At 64.5% G+C, this 19260-nt stretch carries 12 protein-coding genes and 3 pseudogenes; 11 read left to right on the top strand and 4 right to left on the bottom strand.

All coding sequences use genetic code 11. From position 1 onward, the window contains the following. Positions 1–6: 6 nt before the first annotated feature. Positions 7–927, top strand: coding sequence for an amidohydrolase family protein (locus ACZ7IB_RS39855; protein WP_470919494.1), 921 nt, complete (start codon positions 7–9; stop codon positions 925–927). A gap of 3 nt (positions 928–930) precedes the next feature. After that, entirely contained in the window at positions 931–2358 is a 1428-nt protein-coding gene (locus tag ACZ7IB_RS39850; RefSeq protein ID WP_470919492.1) for a condensation domain-containing protein, read from the top strand. Here ACZ7IB_RS39850 and ACZ7IB_RS39845 read toward each other — a convergent pair. Next, entirely contained in the window at positions 2339–2557 is a 219-nt protein-coding gene (locus tag ACZ7IB_RS39845; protein ID WP_470919490.1) for a helix-turn-helix transcriptional regulator, read from the bottom strand. The genes ACZ7IB_RS39850 and ACZ7IB_RS39845 overlap by 20 nt on opposite strands. 848 nt (positions 2558–3405) lie before the next feature. Between ACZ7IB_RS39845 and ACZ7IB_RS39840 the strand changes: the two genes are divergently transcribed. The 5 genes and pseudogenes from ACZ7IB_RS39840 to ACZ7IB_RS39820 all read left to right on the top strand — a co-directional run bounded on the left by ACZ7IB_RS39840 (position 3406) and on the right by ACZ7IB_RS39820 (position 7869). Further along, on the top strand, positions 3406–4173 hold the full coding sequence (locus ACZ7IB_RS39840; protein ID WP_470919489.1) for a transposase: 768 nt from the start codon (positions 3406–3408) through the stop codon (positions 4171–4173). A gap of 311 nt (positions 4174–4484) precedes the next feature. Beyond that, positions 4485–5117 (top strand): annotated as a pseudogene (locus tag ACZ7IB_RS39835) (ATP-binding protein); the annotation flags it as partial. An 81-nt stretch (positions 5118–5198) separates the two neighbouring features. Beyond that, positions 5199–6203, top strand: a complete 1005-nt coding sequence (locus ACZ7IB_RS39830; protein WP_470919509.1) for an ABC transporter ATP-binding protein — start codon at positions 5199–5201, stop codon at positions 6201–6203. Continuing rightward, entirely contained in the window at positions 6200–7033 is an 834-nt protein-coding gene (locus ACZ7IB_RS39825; protein ID WP_470919488.1) for an ABC transporter permease, read from the top strand. Before ACZ7IB_RS39830 ends, ACZ7IB_RS39825 begins: the two co-directional genes overlap by 4 nt. A gap of 2 nt (positions 7034–7035) precedes the next feature. Continuing rightward, positions 7036–7869, top strand: coding sequence for an ABC transporter permease (locus tag ACZ7IB_RS39820; protein WP_470919487.1), 834 nt, complete (start codon positions 7036–7038; stop codon positions 7867–7869). A 9-nt stretch (positions 7870–7878) separates the two neighbouring features. On the opposite strand, the pseudogene ACZ7IB_RS39815 reads toward ACZ7IB_RS39820, so the two are convergent. From ACZ7IB_RS39815 to ACZ7IB_RS39805, 3 genes and pseudogenes are all read right to left on the bottom strand, one after another. Further along, positions 7879–8022 (bottom strand): annotated as a pseudogene (locus ACZ7IB_RS39815) (NF041680 family putative transposase); the annotation flags it as partial. A gap of 40 nt (positions 8023–8062) precedes the next feature. Continuing rightward, a complete protein-coding gene (locus tag ACZ7IB_RS39810; RefSeq protein ID WP_470919486.1) occupies positions 8063–9553 on the bottom strand; it encodes a transposase in 1491 nt (496 codons plus the stop codon). Between the two features lie 142 nt (positions 9554–9695). Further along, positions 9696–10718: pseudogene (locus ACZ7IB_RS39805) on the bottom strand (transposase); the annotation flags it as partial. 1058 nt (positions 10719–11776) lie between these two features. On the opposite strand from ACZ7IB_RS39805, the gene ACZ7IB_RS39800 reads away from it, so the two are divergent. The 4 genes from ACZ7IB_RS39800 to ACZ7IB_RS39785 all read left to right on the top strand — a co-directional run bounded on the left by ACZ7IB_RS39800 (position 11777) and on the right by ACZ7IB_RS39785 (position 19068). Next, the gene (locus tag ACZ7IB_RS39800; protein WP_470919485.1) at positions 11777–13153 is read left to right on the top strand and encodes a condensation domain-containing protein; all 1377 of its coding nucleotides are present in this window, start codon (positions 11777–11779) and stop codon (positions 13151–13153) included. Positions 13154–13731: 578 nt separating this feature from the next. Beyond that, positions 13732–16869, top strand: a complete 3138-nt coding sequence (locus tag ACZ7IB_RS39795) for a non-ribosomal peptide synthetase (protein WP_470919484.1) — start codon at positions 13732–13734, stop codon at positions 16867–16869. 55 nt (positions 16870–16924) lie between these two features. After that, on the top strand, positions 16925–17890 hold the full coding sequence (locus ACZ7IB_RS39790) for a TauD/TfdA family dioxygenase (RefSeq protein WP_470919483.1): 966 nt from the start codon (positions 16925–16927) through the stop codon (positions 17888–17890). Between the two features lie 65 nt (positions 17891–17955). Beyond that, complete coding sequence (locus ACZ7IB_RS39785) at positions 17956–19068, top strand: glycine amidinotransferase (protein WP_470919481.1); 1113 nt, start codon at positions 17956–17958, stop codon at positions 19066–19068. The last annotated feature ends 192 nt before the right edge of the window (positions 19069–19260 follow it).

The raw sequence follows: 19260 nt of genomic DNA, 5'->3' as shown, positions 1-19260 counted from the left end.
GCTGTGGTGGAGATCTACGACGGGCACTGCCATGTGGCTACCACCGACTTCATCCCCGAGCAGTTCATCCGGGACGTAGCGGCCAACATGCACCGTCGGCTCACCGCCGAAGGGATCGCACCGCCCATCGAGCGATTGGTCGCAAGGGTCAGGTCCCAGCATCAGGATCACGACGCGGACCAGCTGGTACGGGAGATGGACGCGGCCGGGGTGCGGCGCAGTGTGCTGCTCTGTCCGGATTTCAGTGAGCGCATGGACTGTCCCCTGCCGCCAGCGGAGATGGCCTGGCGCCACCACGAGATCAGGCTCAGGCATCCCGGCAGGTTCTGGGTCTTCATGGGGGCCGACCCGCGGCAGGGCGCGGAAGGCCTGGACAGATTCGAGAAGAGCGTCTACGAATACGGGTTCGAGGGCCTCAAGCTCTATCCCCCCTGTGGCTATTCGCCATCCGACCCGGGGCTGTACCCGTACTACGAGATCTGCGCCTCGCGGCACCTTCCGGTGTTCCTCCACACCGGGCCCACGGCCGGAAGCCTGGACTTCGAGCTCGCCCACCCGCTACAGGTCGACCGGGCCGCCCGCGACTTCCCGACCGTCTCCTTCATCTTGGGGCACGGTGGCGTCACACATACCGAGACGGCGCTCTCCATGGCCACCTACCGCCCCAACGTCTATCTGGACATCGGCGGGTTCGCGGGGGCGCCCCTGACGGGCGGGTGGCCGGAGCATCTGAACAGGCTGTTCCGCTCGGGCGTCAACGACAAGATCGTCTTCGGCACCGACTGGCCGCTCAACCGGATGTCGGGCGGACTGCGCCGACTGCTCGCCGAATTCGCCGACGGCTCACAGGTGTTCGCGGGCGTGCGACAGCGCGAACGACGGCTCATCCTCGGCGAAAACCTGCTCCGGCTCCTCGCGGAAGGGTGAAAAGTGGAAGCTAACAGGTCTGTCACAACAGTCCATTTCAAAGGCTCGCGCTCTGCGGTCAGCGGTCTGACCTGGGGCCAGCAATGGATCTGGAAGGCGGTCGCCGCACAGGCGCCGAACTACCAGCACCTCAACGTCACGCGCACGGTCGAGGTCTCGTCTGGCTGCGACATCGACGACGTCCTGGAGGCCCTCAGTCGGCTCATGGAACGCCACGAGGCCCTCCGGACCCGGTTCTCCTTCGACGAGACAGAGTCGCCCCGGCAGGCGGTGGTGCGCGAGGGGAGGATCCCGATCGAGATATACGAAGTCGGGGAGGGCGACATGGCCACCGCCGCGGAAGACATTGCGCAACGCCTGTCCGACCGCTCGTTCACGTTGCCCGAGCTCCCGGTTCGGGTGGCGGTGGTGACGGCCGAGGGAATACCCCGAAGAGTCGCCCTCACGGTCTTCCACCTGGCGGCCGACGGGGAGAGCTTCAACACCCTGATGACCGACCTGACGTACTTCCTGTCGACCCGGGAACAAACCGGCAATGACATCCCCGGCCCCCCGGTCGTGCATCCGGTCGACACAGCACTGTACGAGAGCAGCCCAGAGGGTGAGAAGCGGTCACAAAGGTCGCTTCGATACTGGGAAAAGACAATCGCCAGGTTTCCAGACCGTGCGCTTCCGCCCGTATGCGGACCTCACCGGGCCTTGCGGTTCCAGGAATTCTCCATGAGGTCGAAGTCGATGTACTTGGCAACGAGATCGCTCGCCGCGCGAGACGGCATGCCTGCTTGGGCGGTGGCTCTCGGGCTCTCCGCCGTCCTGCTCGCCGCCAAGTCGGGAAACGACGGGTGTGGGTTGATTCTTTTCAGCCACAACCGATTCGACAAACAGGCGAGCGCCGAGTCGGGGACGCTTGTTCAGGATGCCCCCATGTTCCTGAGGATAGCCGGGCAAAGGATGCCGGACGTCTTCCGGAACGCTTACCGGGCGGCCGTGTTCGCCAGCATGCACGCCCGATACGACCCGAAGGGCCTGGAAGACCTGCTCCAGAACAGCACCCGGGGCGACGGACGGTACGCGGACCTTTCCTGCACGGTGAACATCGACCTCTCGGAGGGAGAACTAGCTGGTGTCCCCCCGGGTATTCCGGCCTCATACGACCGGGCCGCGATCCATAATGCCGCTTCCGGGACAGTGGTGCGTTCCGAAGGAGGCTTCGCTCATGAAGACATGTCTTTTTTCCTGAAGATGTGGAAGGAGGGCGAGGATGGGCTGCGGGTTCATCTCCGGGCGGACACCTCACGTACGCCGGAGGAGGAGCTCGTGACGTTCCTGCGGGATCTGGAGCGACTCACCGTGGCAGCGCTGGTGCGCGAAGAGGTCACAGCCTCAGAGCTTGCGGGGACAGTGGAGAGGTTCAGATCACTCTGTTCCTGACCGCCCAGGCGACCGCCTCGATGGGAGTGGCGACTCCTATGCGGTCGCACAGCGTCCGGATGCGGCGCCGCAAGGTGCGTTCGGAGGTACTCAATTCACGTGCGATGACCTGTGGTGGATGGCCATTCGCCAATAGCGACAACAACTGACAGTCCTCGGCAGCCATTCCCATGTCTGCGAGCACCACATTGCGATCCATTGCGCCCTCCATGCGAGAACGGCTCCTGTCTCGGGTCGAGGTGCCGACGGCGCTGAACACCGTATACATGCACGCCATTCGGACGCTACCAGCAGCTGCTGCCAGTACATTCCTGTCATTGAAAAACCGAGAGGTCGGTGCGACTATCCGTTGGCAAAGCCACCGTATTCTTCGGAGGGAAAGCTTGCCAAGCTCTATTGGGTACGTCAGCGGTCCGCGGTCTCACAAAGAGACCTTCGAGACCAGTCAACTCCGTGACGGACGCTTACAGGGGGCTTGCCTGCGCGTTTCCCTTGGGGACGTGTCCGGATTCTTAGCAGGAACGCGAAAGTGCCTTCTGGCCTGGGACGTCAAGGCTTGTCTAAGGCTTCTGTCGTCCGTGAGGGAAGGCACTATCCGCGTGCACACTACCGCGTCACGTCCCCGACGTGTCGTCACCGCCGACGGTCGCGAAGTGGTCAGCCATCCGGATCCCCCTGCCGCGTGGTGCGTGACCAGCGTGAGGTGTTCGGGCCCATCGGTTTCACCCGCATCGCCTGGTTGCAGGCCGCCGACGCCCGCCGGGGCATACCGTCATCCCGAGCGGGCGGCTGTGACCTGCCCGGACTTGTCCTGGACCTCGACGCCACCCTGGTCACCTGCCGCTGGGAAAAGGAGCAGGCGGCGAAGGATTGGCAGGTCTGCTCCGGCCGGGCAACGCCGGCGCCAACACCGCAGCCGGAGGTGCCAAAGCACCCAAAGCCACCGGCTTCGACCGCTCCCCCTCCCGTCAGACCGGTCACCCCAGCCGAAAAGTGGAGACTAAGGGCTGTCCCGTAACTGCTGGTCACAGGTGAGATGATCTTGCGGTGTCTGGTGTGATCACGGCGTCGGAGCCCTCCTGGATAGCCCCGTTCACCGGGCTGAGCCCGCGTTCCTTCGGCAAGCTGGTGACCGCGCTGCGCCGTGAAGGTGTAGATCCGGTCCGCAAGGGTCGCCCGTGGGCTCTGCCGCTGGAGGACCGGGTGCTGCTTGTGGCGGCCTACTGGCGTACGAACTTGACGATGCGCCAACTCGCTCCGCTCTTCGGTATCTCGAAGTCCGCGGCCGACCGCGTCATCGACCACCTCGGCCCATCACTCGCGCTCCAGCCACGCAAGCGCTTCCGCAAGGACACCGTGCTTATCGTGGACGGCACCCTGGTGCCTACCCGCGACCACACCATCGCCGCACAGTCCAAGAACTACAGGTACTCCACCAACCACCAGGTCGTCGTCGACGCCGACACCCGGCTCGTCGTGGTGGTCGGCCGATCTCTGCCGGGCAACCGCAACGACTGCAAGGCGTGGGAGGAGTCCGGCGCGAAGGCCGCCGTCGGCAAGACGATGACGATCGCCGACGGCGGCTATCCGGGCACCGGGCTCGTGATGCCCCACCGCCGCCGCAAAGGCGAAGAACTGCCCGACTGGAAACAGGCCCACAACAAGTCCCACAAGCAGGTCCGCGCCCGCGTCGAGCACGTCTTCGCCCGCATGAAGACCTGGAAGATCCTCCGCGACTGCCGCCTCAAAGGCGACGGCGTCCACCACGCCATGCTCGGCATCGCCCGCCTGCACAACCTCAACCTCGCCGGATAGGCGAGCAGCCGGACTGGCCACCGACCATGCCACACCCAGTCAGAGATCATTTACGGGACAAGCCTTAGAGCTTGGTCGTTCGACGGAACTGAAGGCGAAGCCCTCGTCTATTCCGTGAGGGCCAACCATGCACCTGGGGTACCCCTGACTGCCTGTGACCGCCGTGCCAGTGGACCCCGAGTGGCTGGATCGAGTCATGGCCTCCACGGTGGGCGTCTCCGCTCCGACCGTCGGCAAGGCGCGCTGTTCAACTGTGAGTTCCACGCAGTTGAACGGCCAGATAAGTCGCTGTCGACAGACCCCACTCCTCGCACATCCGCAAGGCGTTGACCGATGTGATCCCCACCGCGAAGGCCCAGAGGTGGGACCCCGCAGAAGTCGTACGCGTCCTCCTCTCCGAAGAGGCCGCCGGCCGCGACCGAGCGAACTGCACACTCGACGCAAGCGGGCCGGGTTCCCCGCCGGGAAGACCCTCGGCGACTGGGACGAGCAGGCATCCTCCATACCCCGCGCCACCCAGGACTCCATCAAGACCCTCGAATGGGTCCTACGCAGGGAAAATCTCTGCGTAGTCGGCCCGTCGGGGACCGGGAAAAGCCACTGGTGCGAGGCCCTCGGGCAGGCCGCCGTCGAGGCCGGGATGGCCGTCGCCTGGTTCTCCATCGAAGACCTCGGCGCCCTCGTCCGCCGTCACCGGGCCGACGATTCCATCGCCAAGGCCCTGACCCGGATGATCCGATCCGACCTGATCATTGTCGACGACATCGGCCTGCTGCCCGTCAGCCCCGACGCCGCCGAGGGCTTCTACCGCCTGGTCGACGCCGCCTACGAACGACGCGTGCTCGCCGTCAGCAGCAACCTCCACCCCAGATGGATTCGACGAGATCATGCCGAAGACGCTGGCCACCGCGACCGTCGACCGGCTCATGCACCACGTGCGCTTGCCAAGTCGCGTAGGGACAGGCCACTCTCTGCCCGTGGCCCATTCAGAAGCAGCCAGGAGTGCTCCCGTAGTTCCGGGTGCAATGATTACGGTGAGCGATCTCACCAAGAGTTTCGAGACCAGGGAGCGCCGCGATGGACGATTAGCTTTTGTGCGTTCGCTGTTAGCCCCGGTGAAATCGGTAAAGAACGCCGTGCGGGACGTGTCGTTCAGTGTCGGTGCCGGCGAACTGGTCGCGCTGCTCGGACCAAATGGTGCTGGGAAGTCCACGACGATCAAGATGCTCACGGGGATCCTGACACCGACCTCCGGAAGCGCCACGGTAGCCGGGGTGGTGCCGTACCGGGAGCGGGAGCGCAACGCACACAACGTCGGCGCGGTGTTCGGACAGCGTTCTCAGCTCTGGTGGGACCTGCCCGCGCGCGAGTCGTTCACCATCCTGCGGGACATCTACGGCGTGCGCGAGCACACATACACCGCACGCTTGCGGGAGTTCGACGACCTCCTGGAGCTCTCCGCGTTCTGGAACACCCGGATCCGGCATCTGTCGCTGGGGCAGCGGGTCCGCTGTGACCTCGCGGCAGCCCTGCTGCATGACCCGACGGTGGTCTTCCTGGACGAGCCGACCATCGGCATGGATGTCGTCGTCAAGGAGCAGGTTCGCGCCTTCCTCAAATACGAGGTCGAGCAGCGCGGCCGCACAGTGCTGCTGACGACGCATGACATGACCGAGGTCGAGCGGCTGGTGGAGCGGGTGATCCTCATCAACCACGGCCGGATCGTTCTGGACGGCAGCCTGACCGACATCCGCCAGCAGTTCGGAAGTGGCTGGCGTGTGTCCGCGACCATATCCGGCTCAGGCCGCGTTGAGTCGCCGCCGCGGGGCCTTGAGGTGCTCCGGCAGGACGGGCCACTTGTGCTCTTCGGGTCGGACGGGAGTGTTCCAGGCCTGACCGCGCACCATGCACTCAAACTGATCATTGAACGATATGAGGTCGCCGGCGCCGACATCGAGGAGAGCGACCTGGAGGATGTCATGAGGGCGGCCTACAAGGGTGGCAACATGACCAAAGAACCTGCTGCATGAGCGCGCCCGCCATATCAAGACGCACCCTGGCTGCGCCCCGCGGCTGGCGCACCGCCCGTATCACGGCTCTCGGTGAACTGCTCTCACCCCCGCGGATGACCGGTACGGCCTTACGGCTGACGGTACAGGTGGTCCTGGTGATCTTCCTGTGGCGGGCGCTGTACACCTCCACCACCTCCAGCGCGGGACTGGTAAGGGAGCAGGCCGTCAGCTACGCAGTACTGGCGGTGCTGGTCACCCGTCTCCGTTCCCTGGACAGGTCTCCCGGGCGCGACACCGTGCCCCAGCAGATCCGCTACGGCACGATCGTCTACTGGTTCCTACGTCCGCTGCCCGCGCGTCGCTACTACCTGTATCGGGCGCTCGGCGACCAGATGTACGGCTTCGCGTGGGTGGTTGTGGGCTACGCGATCTGTCGACTGGCCGGAGTGCTGGTTGGACCGGAGAGCGCGGCAGCCGGGGGAGGCGCGTTCCTGAGTCTCCTGCTGGGCCAGTGCGTGCTGTATTACCTGTCGCTCCTCACCGACCTGGCGTGCTTCTGGATCATCCGCAACAACTCCGTTCTGCTGATCCTGGTGTTTGCGCAGAATCTACTGTCCGGTGCGTATGCGCCGTTGTGGTACTTCCCCGACTGGTTTCGCGCGATGAGCTCCTTGCTTCCGTTCCAGTCGACGCTCAACACGCCACTGTCGCTCTACATCGGCCGCATCCCGTTGTCCGAGCTGCCCACCCAATTGGCCGTCCAAGCCCTATGGGTGGTCCTGCTGGCGGCCTTGTCGCGGCTCCTGTGGACCCGGGCCGCTGTCCGTGTCGTCTCGCAGGGAGGATGACCATGCAGACGTATGCGAAGACGCACAACAGAGGATTGACGGCCGGACAGGTGGTCTGGCGCGTGGTGAAGCTGAACCTGCGCGCACAATTGGAATACCGCGCCGAATTCCTCATCATGATCGCTATTGGTGCAATCTGGCAGATATCCGTCATCGTATTCGCGACCGTGCTGTTGGGGCGGTTCTCCGGCATGGGTGGCTGGCCCAGCCACACTGTCCTCTTGATTGCCGCCATGCGCATGCTCAGCCACGGGCTGTTTGTGCTGTTTCTGGGGCGGGTCAGTTACCTGTCCCAACTGGTCCAGGAGGGGCAGGTGGACGGCTACCTGCTGCGGCCCATGCCGGTCCACCGCCAAGTGCAACTGGCCTTCTTCCCGAGCAACGCCATAGGCGATCTACTCGTGGGCGTGTCCATGTTCACAGGAGCCGTGCTAACCATCGATCTTGAGTGGACGGCACTGCATGTCGCCTATGTGATCGCGGCGGTGTTGGGCGGGATGTTGGTCGAAGCCGCCATCCACACCGCGCTGTCCGCCTTCCACCTGCACTATCCAGGTGCGGCGGCGTGGACCCACTGGGTCCAGGAGCTGCTGGAGACATTCGGCAACTACCCACTGAAGATCCTCCCTGGCCTACTCGAAGGTCTGTTCACATGGGTTCTTCCTCTGGCATTCGTGGCCTATCTCCCTGCCGCGGTGCTCACAGGGCAGGCCCATGGGCTGCTGGTGCCGTGGTCGGTGGCGGCGGCCGCGCCGCTCCTGGGCCTGGGCTTCTACGTTCTGTCTCGGCTGTTGTGGAAGGCAAGCCTCAGCCGCTACACGGGAGTCAACGGCTGAGCTTGGCGTTTAACCTTGCTGCGCTTTGTGTTCCTTGATCGACGCGGCGCGTTTGACCGTCTTGCCGACGTCGTGGCGTTTGGCTCGGTGCTTGTTCTTCGAGCCGGGTGGCCTGCCGGGCCCTGGCCGGGACGGTTTTGGTGCGGCTGCCGGGCGGGCTGGAGGCTGTCGCACGGCTCCTGCCCGGTGAAGGTCAAGAGCGATTCTTGGGCGTGTGATTGATGAGCTTGTTGAGGTTGTGCACCGTGCCGAGGAGCTTGATCTCGGCGTCCTCCGCCTGGCGACCGCGGTAGTTGAGGTGTCGTCCGAACCGTTGGAAGATCTGGGCGAATCCCGGCTCGACCAGGGCACTGCGTTGCCGGTACTGGGCCCGTCCTGTTGGAGTGGCGAGGCGGGCCGCCATGTCCTGTTGGCCGGCCGGGGCCTGCTGACGTTTCGCGGGAAAGCCTGCCTGGTCGGCATCGCTGGTGACCGAGACCAGTAGCGGGAGGTCGGCGAGGGCCTCGAAGGAAGCGGCGGAAGCGTACCCGCTGTCGGCAAGCCAGAGTTGGATGTCGCCGGGAAGTCGTGCGGCCTGGTGATTGTGCTGGGTCTTCTTCACCATGGGAACGAGGGCCGTCCTGTCCGAGGGATTGTCGTGCGCTTCGATGGCCAGCAAGAATTGACGGCGGGCACACACGATCTGGATGTTGTATCCCTGCAGGTAGCCGCCGCGTTTGCCGGGAATCAGCCGGGAGTCGGGATCGCTCAGGCAGGCACGGGAATCCGGGGAGGGGGCCGGTCGGGGTGTGCGGGCCCGCTCCAGCCAGGCCCGCATCTTCACCAGTCGTGTTCGCTGGCGAACGAGGACGGTCTTGCGTTCCGTCGGGACCGGCGGCCGTCCGTTCGCTCCACGACGTCCTGCCGCCCGGTCCTCTTGGACGCGGAGCTCGTACTTCTTCAGCTTCTCCTGGTGAACCTCGGTCTCAGCGGCCAGGCGCTTCTCCGCGCGGGCCACCATCCGCTCGGCAGCTTCGACCTTGATCCGGATCCCGGTGGGTGAAGGCATAGCCCGTTCATGCAGTCTGTCCCTGGCCATGTGGGCCCGGGTGAGCCGGTCGCACAGCCGGGACAGGCGAGGCCAGTTATCGCACGCGCCCTCGCCATCGCCCTGTGCTGCCGAGCCGTCGGCCTCGACGCTCAGCGCGTGGTCGACTACATCCTCCATCAGCGCGTGGATCTCTTTCTCGCACTGGGAGATGGTCCCCTCCAGGCGCTGGAGCCGCTGGTTGGCGTCGCGTGAGGCATTCGCCTCCATCGGCGAGCCGTCCACGGCCACCGCCGAAAGATCGACCAGGCCACGTCGGCCACACAGCGACAACACCTGCACGAACAGCGAGTTCAAGGCGGCACGGTGGCGTCGTACGAACCGCGCGACGGTGGAGTGGTCCACTCGGCGGTTCGCTGTGATGATTCGGCAGCCCACGTCGTCCCAGCAAGCCTGCTCGATGCGACGGGAGGAGCGCACTCCCTTGCTGTAGCAGTACAGGAGCAACGCAATCAGGCTCGCGGGAGGGTAGGCCACCCCGCCCCGCCCGTCGTCACGGTAGCTGTTCTCGAACGCCGATAGGTCAAGAAACTCGACGACATCGAGCACCTTCCAGCACAGGTGCTCGGGCAGCCACTCCCGCATATCCCGCGGCATCTCGAGATCACGTTCACGGTCGCACGACAAGAAGTTCCGCTCCACCAGCCAAGATTCCGACGCCTCAATGATCCTTGGAACCGAACAACGAATCGCTCTTGACCTTCACCGGGCTGGAGCCGTGCGACAGCCTCGCTGTGGCCGCGTGGACGTTGCGAAACCCGCGACGGACCCGGGCGGGGGTGAGGCGGCGGGGTTCGGCGGGCCGTTCCCAGGGGCGGCGGAGGTCCTCGGCGAGGGGACGTGCGAGGCGGAGTTGGGTGTGGGCCGCGACGATCAGCCAGGTCCACAGGTCGGCGGTGTCCGCGTGGCGGACCTTCGGAGCGGTCCAGCCGAGGGTCTGCTTCATCAGCCGAAAGGTGTGTTCGAGATCGAACCTGCGGAGGAACGACTGCCACCAGCGGTCCACGTCCGCCGGTGTGGCGGTGGTGGCCGAGCACCACAGCCAGACTGGTTTGGGGTCGCGATCGCCCGGCAGGTGCTCGACCTTGAGTCGAATCAACGTGCCGTGCAGTACTGGGAGTTCATCTTTTGCGTGGTTCAGCCAGGGGCCACGATGGGTGAGCCGGGGGTGCATATGGTCCCAGGCCATCGTCTCAGCGGTGCCATAGCGGGTGGTGTCCGTGGACGTGGTCACCTCGGGGTTGTGCCAGGTCTCGGGCCGGGCCAGGGCGAGGGCGCCGCCGTGCCGGCGCGGACGCCCGCCCCTGGGCCCAGAGCGGGCCTCGCCCGGGTCGCGGAGCATGACACGGTCCGAGCGCAGACGCCCGAGCAGCACGACGGGCAGGTCCTTCAGTGCGTGGGAGAGGTAGGTGACGTCGTAGCCCGAGTCCATGACGATCAGGATCTCGGGATCCCCGGGCTCCCACTGTCCGGCTTGCATCAACCGCTCGACGGCGCCGCGGAGTTGGCTGGCCGTGACCACGGTCGCGTCGTCGGCGGGACCAAGGCGCACGGCGTCCAGCAGAGCGACCCAGGAGGTGCGGCCGGTCTCCAGAGCGGCCACGAAGGAATACGGCCAGCCCGGCACGAACTGGTCCTTGCTGCGGGCGCCACGCCCGTAGACGTGGCAGAACAGGCGGTCGTCGCTGGTCGGGGCGTCGGGACGGAGCCAGTTGCTCACGTCCACGGCCAGCACGATCCGCCCGTCGGCCGCCTTCGGCAGCGAAGTTCTCGTCGACATTTTCGAACTACCCGACCGCGTGCCCACCTTCACGGGGGAAGGCCCTACCTCACCCGCTTCCGCCACTTCGGCGTCCGAGATGAGGCGAGGACCTTTCCCTCATGTCGGGTAGCGGGGACGCATTACTGCGTCCCCGCCCCCTCAGAACCGGGCTAGCAGGTTTCCCCGCACCACGGCTCAAGCAAGCCCCACGGGCATCACGAGAGTGCAGCTGCTGCTGGTCTCCTGCGGTTTCCGGCCCGAAGGCCGCGATGGCAGGAGGCATGCACAAGGCGTGTTCGGTTCCCGTCCGGCGTGTCGTGCCGTCCGTGCAGAGTGAGATAGTCGGCGGCTATCGCTCTCTTGACGACGTTCAGCCACCATCGCTCCCATTCCTGGGGCGACTGAGGGGGCTGATCGGCGGTGAGAAGGTGTTCCCCGCAGAGCGGACAACGACCGTCCTGCTTGGCAAGCAGGCGCAAGTTGTAGTTGTCCAGCGGGGGTTTGACTCTCCTCCGCCGCTTGACCCAGTAGTCCGTCAGCTCGGGATCGTCGGGTGACGGCCCCGCCTGCGATCAGCTGGTGCCGGACGATGTTCGTCCAGGCGAACTTCACGAGGATGGGGATCTCTCCGCGGTCGTTGAGCACATTGCCGCGGTCGCCGAACACCCACCGGTCGTTTCTGAACTTGTTGAACCTGCCGAAGTAGCGTCGAACGATCCACCTCTTCCCCTGCGTCCGCGCGGGAATGCAGGTTCCAGTCATGTCCTTAACCCCGAACTCGGCCACGGAAACCAGTCAGCGGGAGGGAGTGCTTCAGCCAGATGAAGTTCATTCAAGGCAGGGTCTGGTTGAACGCTAATTCATGCTCTAGGCTAGATTCATCGCAGACGCCCTCCGGACTTTCAGTGAGAGAATCACTATGTTTCTCTTCCCGTCGCACTCTTCTCTGGCGGCCGCCGAAGGCGGACTGCATGTTTATTCTGCTCTATGATCTGTAGTAAACCCTTCGAAGGTAGTCGGTCGAATTGTGTTCTTGCGCCCCAGGGATGGATGTGTAGATGGGTACTGCGTCGAGGTTTGAGACGGTCAGGTACTCGGGCGGACGAACCGGCATTTTCCCCTTAACCTGGGGGCAGCGCTGGATCTGGAAGGCTGTCGCCTCGCGGGCCCCGCATTACGCTCATCTGGGTGCTCCTTTCAGGGTGGATATCCCTCGCGGCTGTCAGGTGGAAGATGTCCTGTCTGTGCTGTCCACTGTTGTCGAACGTCATGAGACGCTCCGCAGCAGGTTCTGTTTGGATCAGCACGGGATGCCCCGGCAGATCCTTTCGGGGGATGGCGAATTGCCTGTGGAAGTGCGGGACGTTGAATTGTCCGGTCTGGAGGGTGCCATGGGGCGACTCGAGGAAGAACTGACGTGTATGCCCTTCACTGTTCCGGAGATATCCGTCCGGGCTGCCGTTGTCGCGTCGTCTGGAATCCCGAAGCATCTGCTGCTTGTTGTCTTCCATATGGCCATCGATGGTCAGGGGATGCGGCGAATCACTGACGAACTCGAACTGCTGCTGCAGGCCCGGGCGGACGGGATTGAAGCTCCCGTCCTGGGTGAGATATCCCACCCAGTGGACAGGCTGAAGGTCGAGCAGGGGTCCGAAGGGCAGGCCCGTTCACAGCGGGCGCTGGAGTACTGGCGGCGGGAGTTGCAGCGTTTTCCCCAGCGTGTGCTGCCCCGGCGGACAGGCGCGCCGGAAAAGCCTCGGTTCAAGGAACACGCTATACGGTCGAAGGCTGTGGCAGGTGCAGCAGTGATGTTAGCCCGTGAGTTCGGAGTGAGCCCAGGGTCGGTCATGCTCGCGCATTCTGTCATGCTCCTAAGGGAAATCAGCGGTAATAGCTGTTGCGGATTTCTAGTGTTTTCGCATAACCGATTCGATGATGATGCTGAACGGTATTCGGGTACCCTCGTGCAGAGTGTTCCGGTGTCTTTAGAGGTCGATGGTAGAGGAATTCGGGACCTTGTGAGGAAGGTGCACAGGGCCACCCTCCTGGCTGTTCTGTCGGCTGAATGCAATCCGGACGAAGTGACGGAGATGCTGCGCGATTATTCCGCGCGGCAGGATCATGGACCGGATATATCCTGCTCTTTTAATCTAGACATTCCCGATTCCGAATCCGGCGAGCGGTACACCGGTAGGGGGTCGAGTGTCCAAATAGCCGAGGTGAGGAGGGTTATGCATGAAACTACCGTCGCTCCGGTGCGAGAGTGCGAGTGGGATGACATCAAGTTCTATCTTGGTGCGTATGCAGAGGATGGCGAATACTTTGTGTCCTTGCGGGCGGATACGGAACTCCTACCTTCCGATGAGATCGCTGGATTTCTCAAAGAGCTAGAGAGTTCCTTGGTCGAATCCCTCATCTACTGCGACGTGGAATAGCCGCCTGCCGCTGCCTGCGTTTCCGGGAGTGGTCGCTCCCGGGCAGCGTGGCGGTGCTCGCGGTGTCGGTGTGTGCCTCTGTAGTTGTGTGTGATCAACCAGTAATTGACGATGGCCGTCGAGGTGAGTGGAGCAGCCGTATGCCGAACGAGACGCTCCGCAGTATCTACGACTGGGAATGCCCCGATCCGGTGCAGATCATCGGAGCCGCCCGCGTGGGGCAGCTTGAAGCAGATGGCCGATTTCCTCGGGTCGATCGAGGCCGCCTTGGTGAGCATCGACAAACATTCACCGGCCAGGATCGCGGATATCGATCTACGACCGATACGACCGATCGGGTTGAGCGAGGGCCGGCCTCGACCCGCCCGCGGTAGGCGGACCGTGATCGGTCAGGGAGCCCATCAGAGGGCTCCCTGACCGCACCCGCCTCCGGATGACCGTAGCGATCAGCCCCGAGCTCTAACAGGTGGAAGATGTCGACGCATTCCGAAGGACCACAGCTCGACAGCGCGCGTGAGCATGCTCCCGCGTTCACTGAATCAGAGGGTGCGTCAACGGCCACACTGTCGCTGACACCCATGTCGTTCGCGCAGCAGCGGCTGTGGTTCCTACAGGAGTGGGACGGTAAAGCCGCCACCTACAACCAGTCGCTGGCACTGCGCCTGTGTGGGCCGCTGGACCGGGAAGCCCTGGCGCAGGCCCTGAGCGACGTGGTTGCTCGGCATGAGAGCCTGCGTACGGTGTATCCAACCGTCGACGGTCAGGGCTGGCAGCGTGTTCTGCCGGTCTCGGACGAGGCGCGTATTCGGTTAGTCCACACCCGGTGTATGGAAGCGGGGCTTCCGGAGCTGCTGATCGAAGCGGTCGGGCAGGGGTTTGATCTGGCGGGTGAGCTGCCGATACGCGCGCAGATTGTCGAGCTGGAGCCGAACGACCATGTGCTCCTGCTGGTGATGCACCACATAGCCGTCGATGGGTCTTCCACCGCCCCGCTGCTCCGGGATCTCGGCACGGCGTACGAGGCTCGCCGCGCCGGCGGGGAGCCGAGGTGGGAGCCGCTCCCGCTTCAGTACCATGACTTCGCGTCGAGGCAACGTCAGACCCTGGGCTCGGCTGACGACCCCGATAGCCCGATGGCACGCCAACAGGACTACTGGCGTTTGAAGTTGGCTGACCTTCCAGACGAAATTCGGCTGCCAACCGACCGCCAGCGCCCCGCGACTGCCACTTTTCGGGGCGAGCATGCCAGGCTCGCGGTGGGTTCCGAGCTGCATGACCAGTTACTGAAGCTGGCACGGAGGACCCGCAGCAGCCTGTTCATGGTGGTGCAGGCCGGCCTGGTCGCACTGCTCCACCGCCTCGGGGCAGGGACGGACATTCCGATCGGAAACATCGTCGCGGGCCGGACCGATGACGACGTGGACGACCTGATCGGACTGTTCGTCAACACCTTGGTCCTGCGCACCGATGTGTCAGGAGACCCGACGTTTCGCGAACTCGTCGCCCGGGTCCGCGATGTCGACATCGATGCTTACAGTCATCAGGACCTTCCGTTCGACCGCGTGGTGGAAATCGTCAATCCGACCCGATCTGTGGCCCGCCAGGCCCTGTTCCAGGTCATGCTGATCTTCCACACCGATGTCAAGACGGCCCCGGAATTCGCCGGTCTCAGCGTGGAGGACTACCTCTTCGATGCTCCCACCGCTCGGTTTGATCTCTCGTTGGACGTGTGGGAGACCTATGACCGCGACGGCCGGCCCGCCGGGATGAGCGGCGACATCGCGTACTCCACGGACCTGTTCGACCGGTCCACCATCGAAGCGTTGGCGGACCGGCTGGTGCGGCTCCTGGAAGCCGTCGTGGCCGATCCGGACATTCACGTCGGCTGCATTGAGCTGCTGACCGTTGAGGAACGGCGCGACCTGCTTCCGGACCAGCGCAACATCGCCGGCGAGGCTCCCGCCACTCCGGTGCCCGCGTTGTTCGAGGCACAGGTCGCCCGGACCCCGGACGCGGACGCCGTGGCCTTCGGTGCCGTCACCCTGACCTACGCGGAACTCAATGCCCGCGCGAACGAACTCGCCCACGAGCTCATCGCCGCCGGCCTCGGACCGGGCCGATTGGTCGCCCTGTCCCTGCCGCGTTCCGAGCAGGTCATCATCTCCATGCTGGGCGTCCTCAAGGCCGGCGCCGCCTATCTTCCGGTCGATCCGGGCTACCCGGCCGAGCGCATCGATTTCATGCTCGGCGACGCCGCTCCCGCATTGCTGCTTGCCGACGGCGGCACCCCACCGCGGATATCCCAGCACCAAGTGCCAGTCCTGACGATCGGTGAGAGCGGACAGCCGACGCGACCGGGGGACTGGCCCAGCACCAACCCGTCCGACTCCGACCGCGTCGCCGTTCTGCACCCTGCTCACCCCGCCTATGTCATCTACACTTCCGGGTCGACCGGAACTCCCAAGGGCGTGGTCGTCGAACACCGAAGTCTGGGCTCGTTCGCGACGTGGGCGGCTGACAGGGACGAGATCGCGCGAAGCCGTCGCATGGCTCTGACGACCTCGATCAATTTTGACATTTCGGTGCTGGAGATTTTCCCTCCGCTGATCTCTGGCAAGACCGTGGAGATCATGTCCGACCTGCTCGCGCTGTCGGCTCCGCACGTCTCCCTGGCCGACACGGTGATCAGTGGCGTGCCGTCGGCCATTGCCACCGTGCTGGACGGCGAGTTTCGCGAGAGTCCTGCGTCGATCATGTTCTGTGGTGAGCAGCTGAAGCCTGATCTGGTGCGACGTACCCGCGCGAAGTTCCCGCTCGCCCGCGTGGTGAACGCTTATGGGCCGACTGAGGCAACCGTCTACGCGACGATCTGGCAAGCGTCGGCGGATTCCCCGGACCGGGTCCCGATCGGGCGCCCGATCGGGAGTACACGCGCGTATGTGCTGGACGATCGACTGCGGTTGGTCCCGCCAGGAGTCCCTGGTGATCTGTACCTCGCCGGCTCGTGCCTGGCACAGGGGTACCTGGATCGGCCGGGGTTGACGGCGGAGCGGTTTGTCGCCGACCCGTACGGTGAGGCCGGTGAGCGGATGTATCGCACCGGGGACCTGGCACGCTGGGGCTTCGACGGCGAGTTGGAGTACCTCGGCCGCGTCGATGAGCAGGTGAAGATCCGCGGTTTCCGGATCGAGCCGGGCGAGATCGAGGCGGTGCTTGCCGAGCATGCCGCAGTCGACCAGGTGGTGGTGGTCGCGCGGGAGGACCGGCTTGGCGATCGGCGTCTAGTCGCATTTGTGGTGCCCCAGGGCACAGGAACCGGCCCCGCAGAGCTGCGTGACTTCGTGGCGCGCCGACTGCCAGGCTATCTGGTGCCGGCCGCGGTCGTGCTCCTGGACCGGCTTCCGCTGACCGCGAACGGGAAACTGAGCCGGTCGGACCTGCCTCCGCCCGACTTCGGTTCCTTCTCTTCTGGCGGGGAGCCGCGCAATCCGCGCGAGGAGGCCATGTGCGGGCTGTTCGCCGACATCCTGGGAGTCGAGCGGGTCGGAATCGACGAAGACTTCTTCGAGCTCGGCGGTCACTCGCTGCTGGTTATCCGGCTGTTGCGGCGTATCCGGTCGGTCATGGGCGTGGAGATCGATATTCGAGCACTGTTTGATGCGCCGACGGTGGCCGGTCTGGTCGGCCTGATCGACGCCGCCGCAGACCCTCACTGATCTTCCGACCTGCTTCCCACCGCAAGAGAACCTATACCAGATTCGGGAGTGCATCATGACGTTCGCCGCTGGCGACAGGCGGCACGAATTTGTATCACCGGACGGCCGCGGACCAGTTCTGTTGCGACGCCCGGTCAAGGCGGCGGACACTTTCACCTGGCTCCAAGAGAACCGAAAGATGATCGATCACCTCCTTCTGCGGTACGGCGGCGTGGTGCTACGGGATTTCGGACTCAGTTCGGTTTCGGAGTTCAACAAGACGGCTCACCTCCTCTGTCCCGACCTTCTGGACTACGTGAACCGCTCCACGCCGCGGACGAAGCTCGGCGGAAAGATCTACACCGCGACCGAGTACCCGGCGGACAAGAGCATCCCCCTGCACAACGAGAGCTCGTACGCGGACGTGTGGCCGAAGAAGATCATGTTCTACAGCGCCGTGGTCGCCGAGTCGGGCGGCGAGACTCCGGTCGCCGACAGCCGTCGGGTCTACCGGCGCATCGACGCGGATGTCCGCGAAAAGTTCGAGAGTACAGGCGTCAGGTATGTACGCAACTACACCACGGGCGTCGATCTGAGTTGGCAGGACGTGTTCCAGACCAATGAGAGGTCTGCGGTGGAGCGGTTCTGCACCGAGCATCGGATCGACGTGGAATGGCGAGATGGCGGCCAGCCGGAACTGAGGACGGGGCAGCGATGCGTCGCCACATTGACGCATCCCGAGACCTCGGAGCCGGTGTGGTTCAACCAGGCTCACCTCTTCCACCTCTCGGCCCTCGACCCGGCCGACCAGCGCACCCTGGTCGACGAACTCGGGGCGGAGAACGTGCCGCGGAACGCCTTCTACGGCAACGGCGAGGTGATCGAGCCGGAGGTGCTCGCTCACATCCGTGAGGCCTACGAACAGGAGAAGACCGAGTTCGCCTGGGAACAGGGCGACGTGATGATCCTGGACAACATCCTGTTCGCGCACGCGCGGAACCCATTCACGGGGCCGAGAAAGGTCGTTGTCGCCATGGGCTGAATTCGCAGCCGTTGTTCTCCGCGCACGCCGCATCGAATCGACACCTCCATCTGGCAAGGGACATAGTGAACGCCATCTCCGCCGCATCGGCACAACAGATCGTCAACTCGTACAACGGTTGGGATCCGCTTGAAGAGGTCGTCGTCGGAAGTGTGATCGGCGCGGCCAAGCCCGGTTACGAGCCGGCCCTGAACGCCTATTACCCCGATCCTGCGACCCGTCACGGCGAGCCCGTCCGACGGACGGACCAGGAAATCATGGCGGCCGAGGAGCAGTTGGACGGACTCGCCAGGGCCCTGGAGGCCGAGGGCGCCATCGTTCGCCGCCCCACACCGATGGACTACCTCACCCCGGTTACAACGCCCAGTTTCGAGGTGGGCAGCCAGAACACCAGCGCGTGCCCCCGGGACGTCCTGCTAGTCGTGGGCAACGAGATCATCGAGGCCCCGATGGCCATGCGCGCGCGGTACTTCGAGTATCTGGCCTACCGTGAACTGGTCAAGGACTACTTCAACCGGGGGGCCAGGTGGACCGCGGCTCCCAAACCCTCGATGTCGGATGCCTTGTACGTCAATGACTACTCAACACTCGAAGAGGACTTCGACGCGGAAAGCCACGCCTCGCTGACCGAGTTCGAGCCATGCTTCGACGCGGCGAGCTTCTCTCGCATCGGGAAGGACATCTTCTACCAGCCGGATATCGTGACCAACGACTTCGGCGCCAAGTGGCTCAGCCGGCATCTGGGACCCGAGTACCGGTTCCATCGCGCGCGCTTCAAGGATTACATCCCCCAGCACATCGACGCGACCATGGTCCCGTTGCGCCCGGGCCTCGTGATGTCGAATCCAGCGCGACCCGCTCTCGACGGCACCTTCGATCTGTTCAAGGAGAATGGTTGGGAGGTGGTCGAGGCCCCACTGCCGGCGAAGGGCACCGGCGAGGGCCAGAACGTGGTGAGTAAGTGGATCTCCATGAACGTCTTCAGTGTGAACGAGGACACGGTCATCTGCGAGGAGCATCAGGAGCCGATGGTCAAGTTCCTGCAGACCCTGGGATTCCGGGTCATCGCCCTGCCCTTCCAGGATGTGTACTCGTTCGGCGGCAGCTTCCATTGCTGCACCGTGGACATACGACGGACCGGTGGCTTGCGTTCCTACTTCCCGAACCTGGACCTCTAAGGGCTGACCCGTAATCCCCGGCGAGCGTGCGACGACAGCTGCTTCCCCAAGCTCTCGGCTGCGCTTGAGCAGGGGAGCCCCCATTCCTCGCCGCGTTGTCGGAACGCCCGGACACATCCGGTATTCGGGCGTCCCTCCGCCTTGCGATGCACCGCATCCGACGCCGCACGCCGATCCGCCAGGGATTACGGG

Source organism: Streptomyces sp. NPDC037301 (assembly GCF_055602785.1).
Note: the sequence above shows the minus strand (reverse complement) of the source record. Positions and strands in the feature narration are given on the sequence as shown.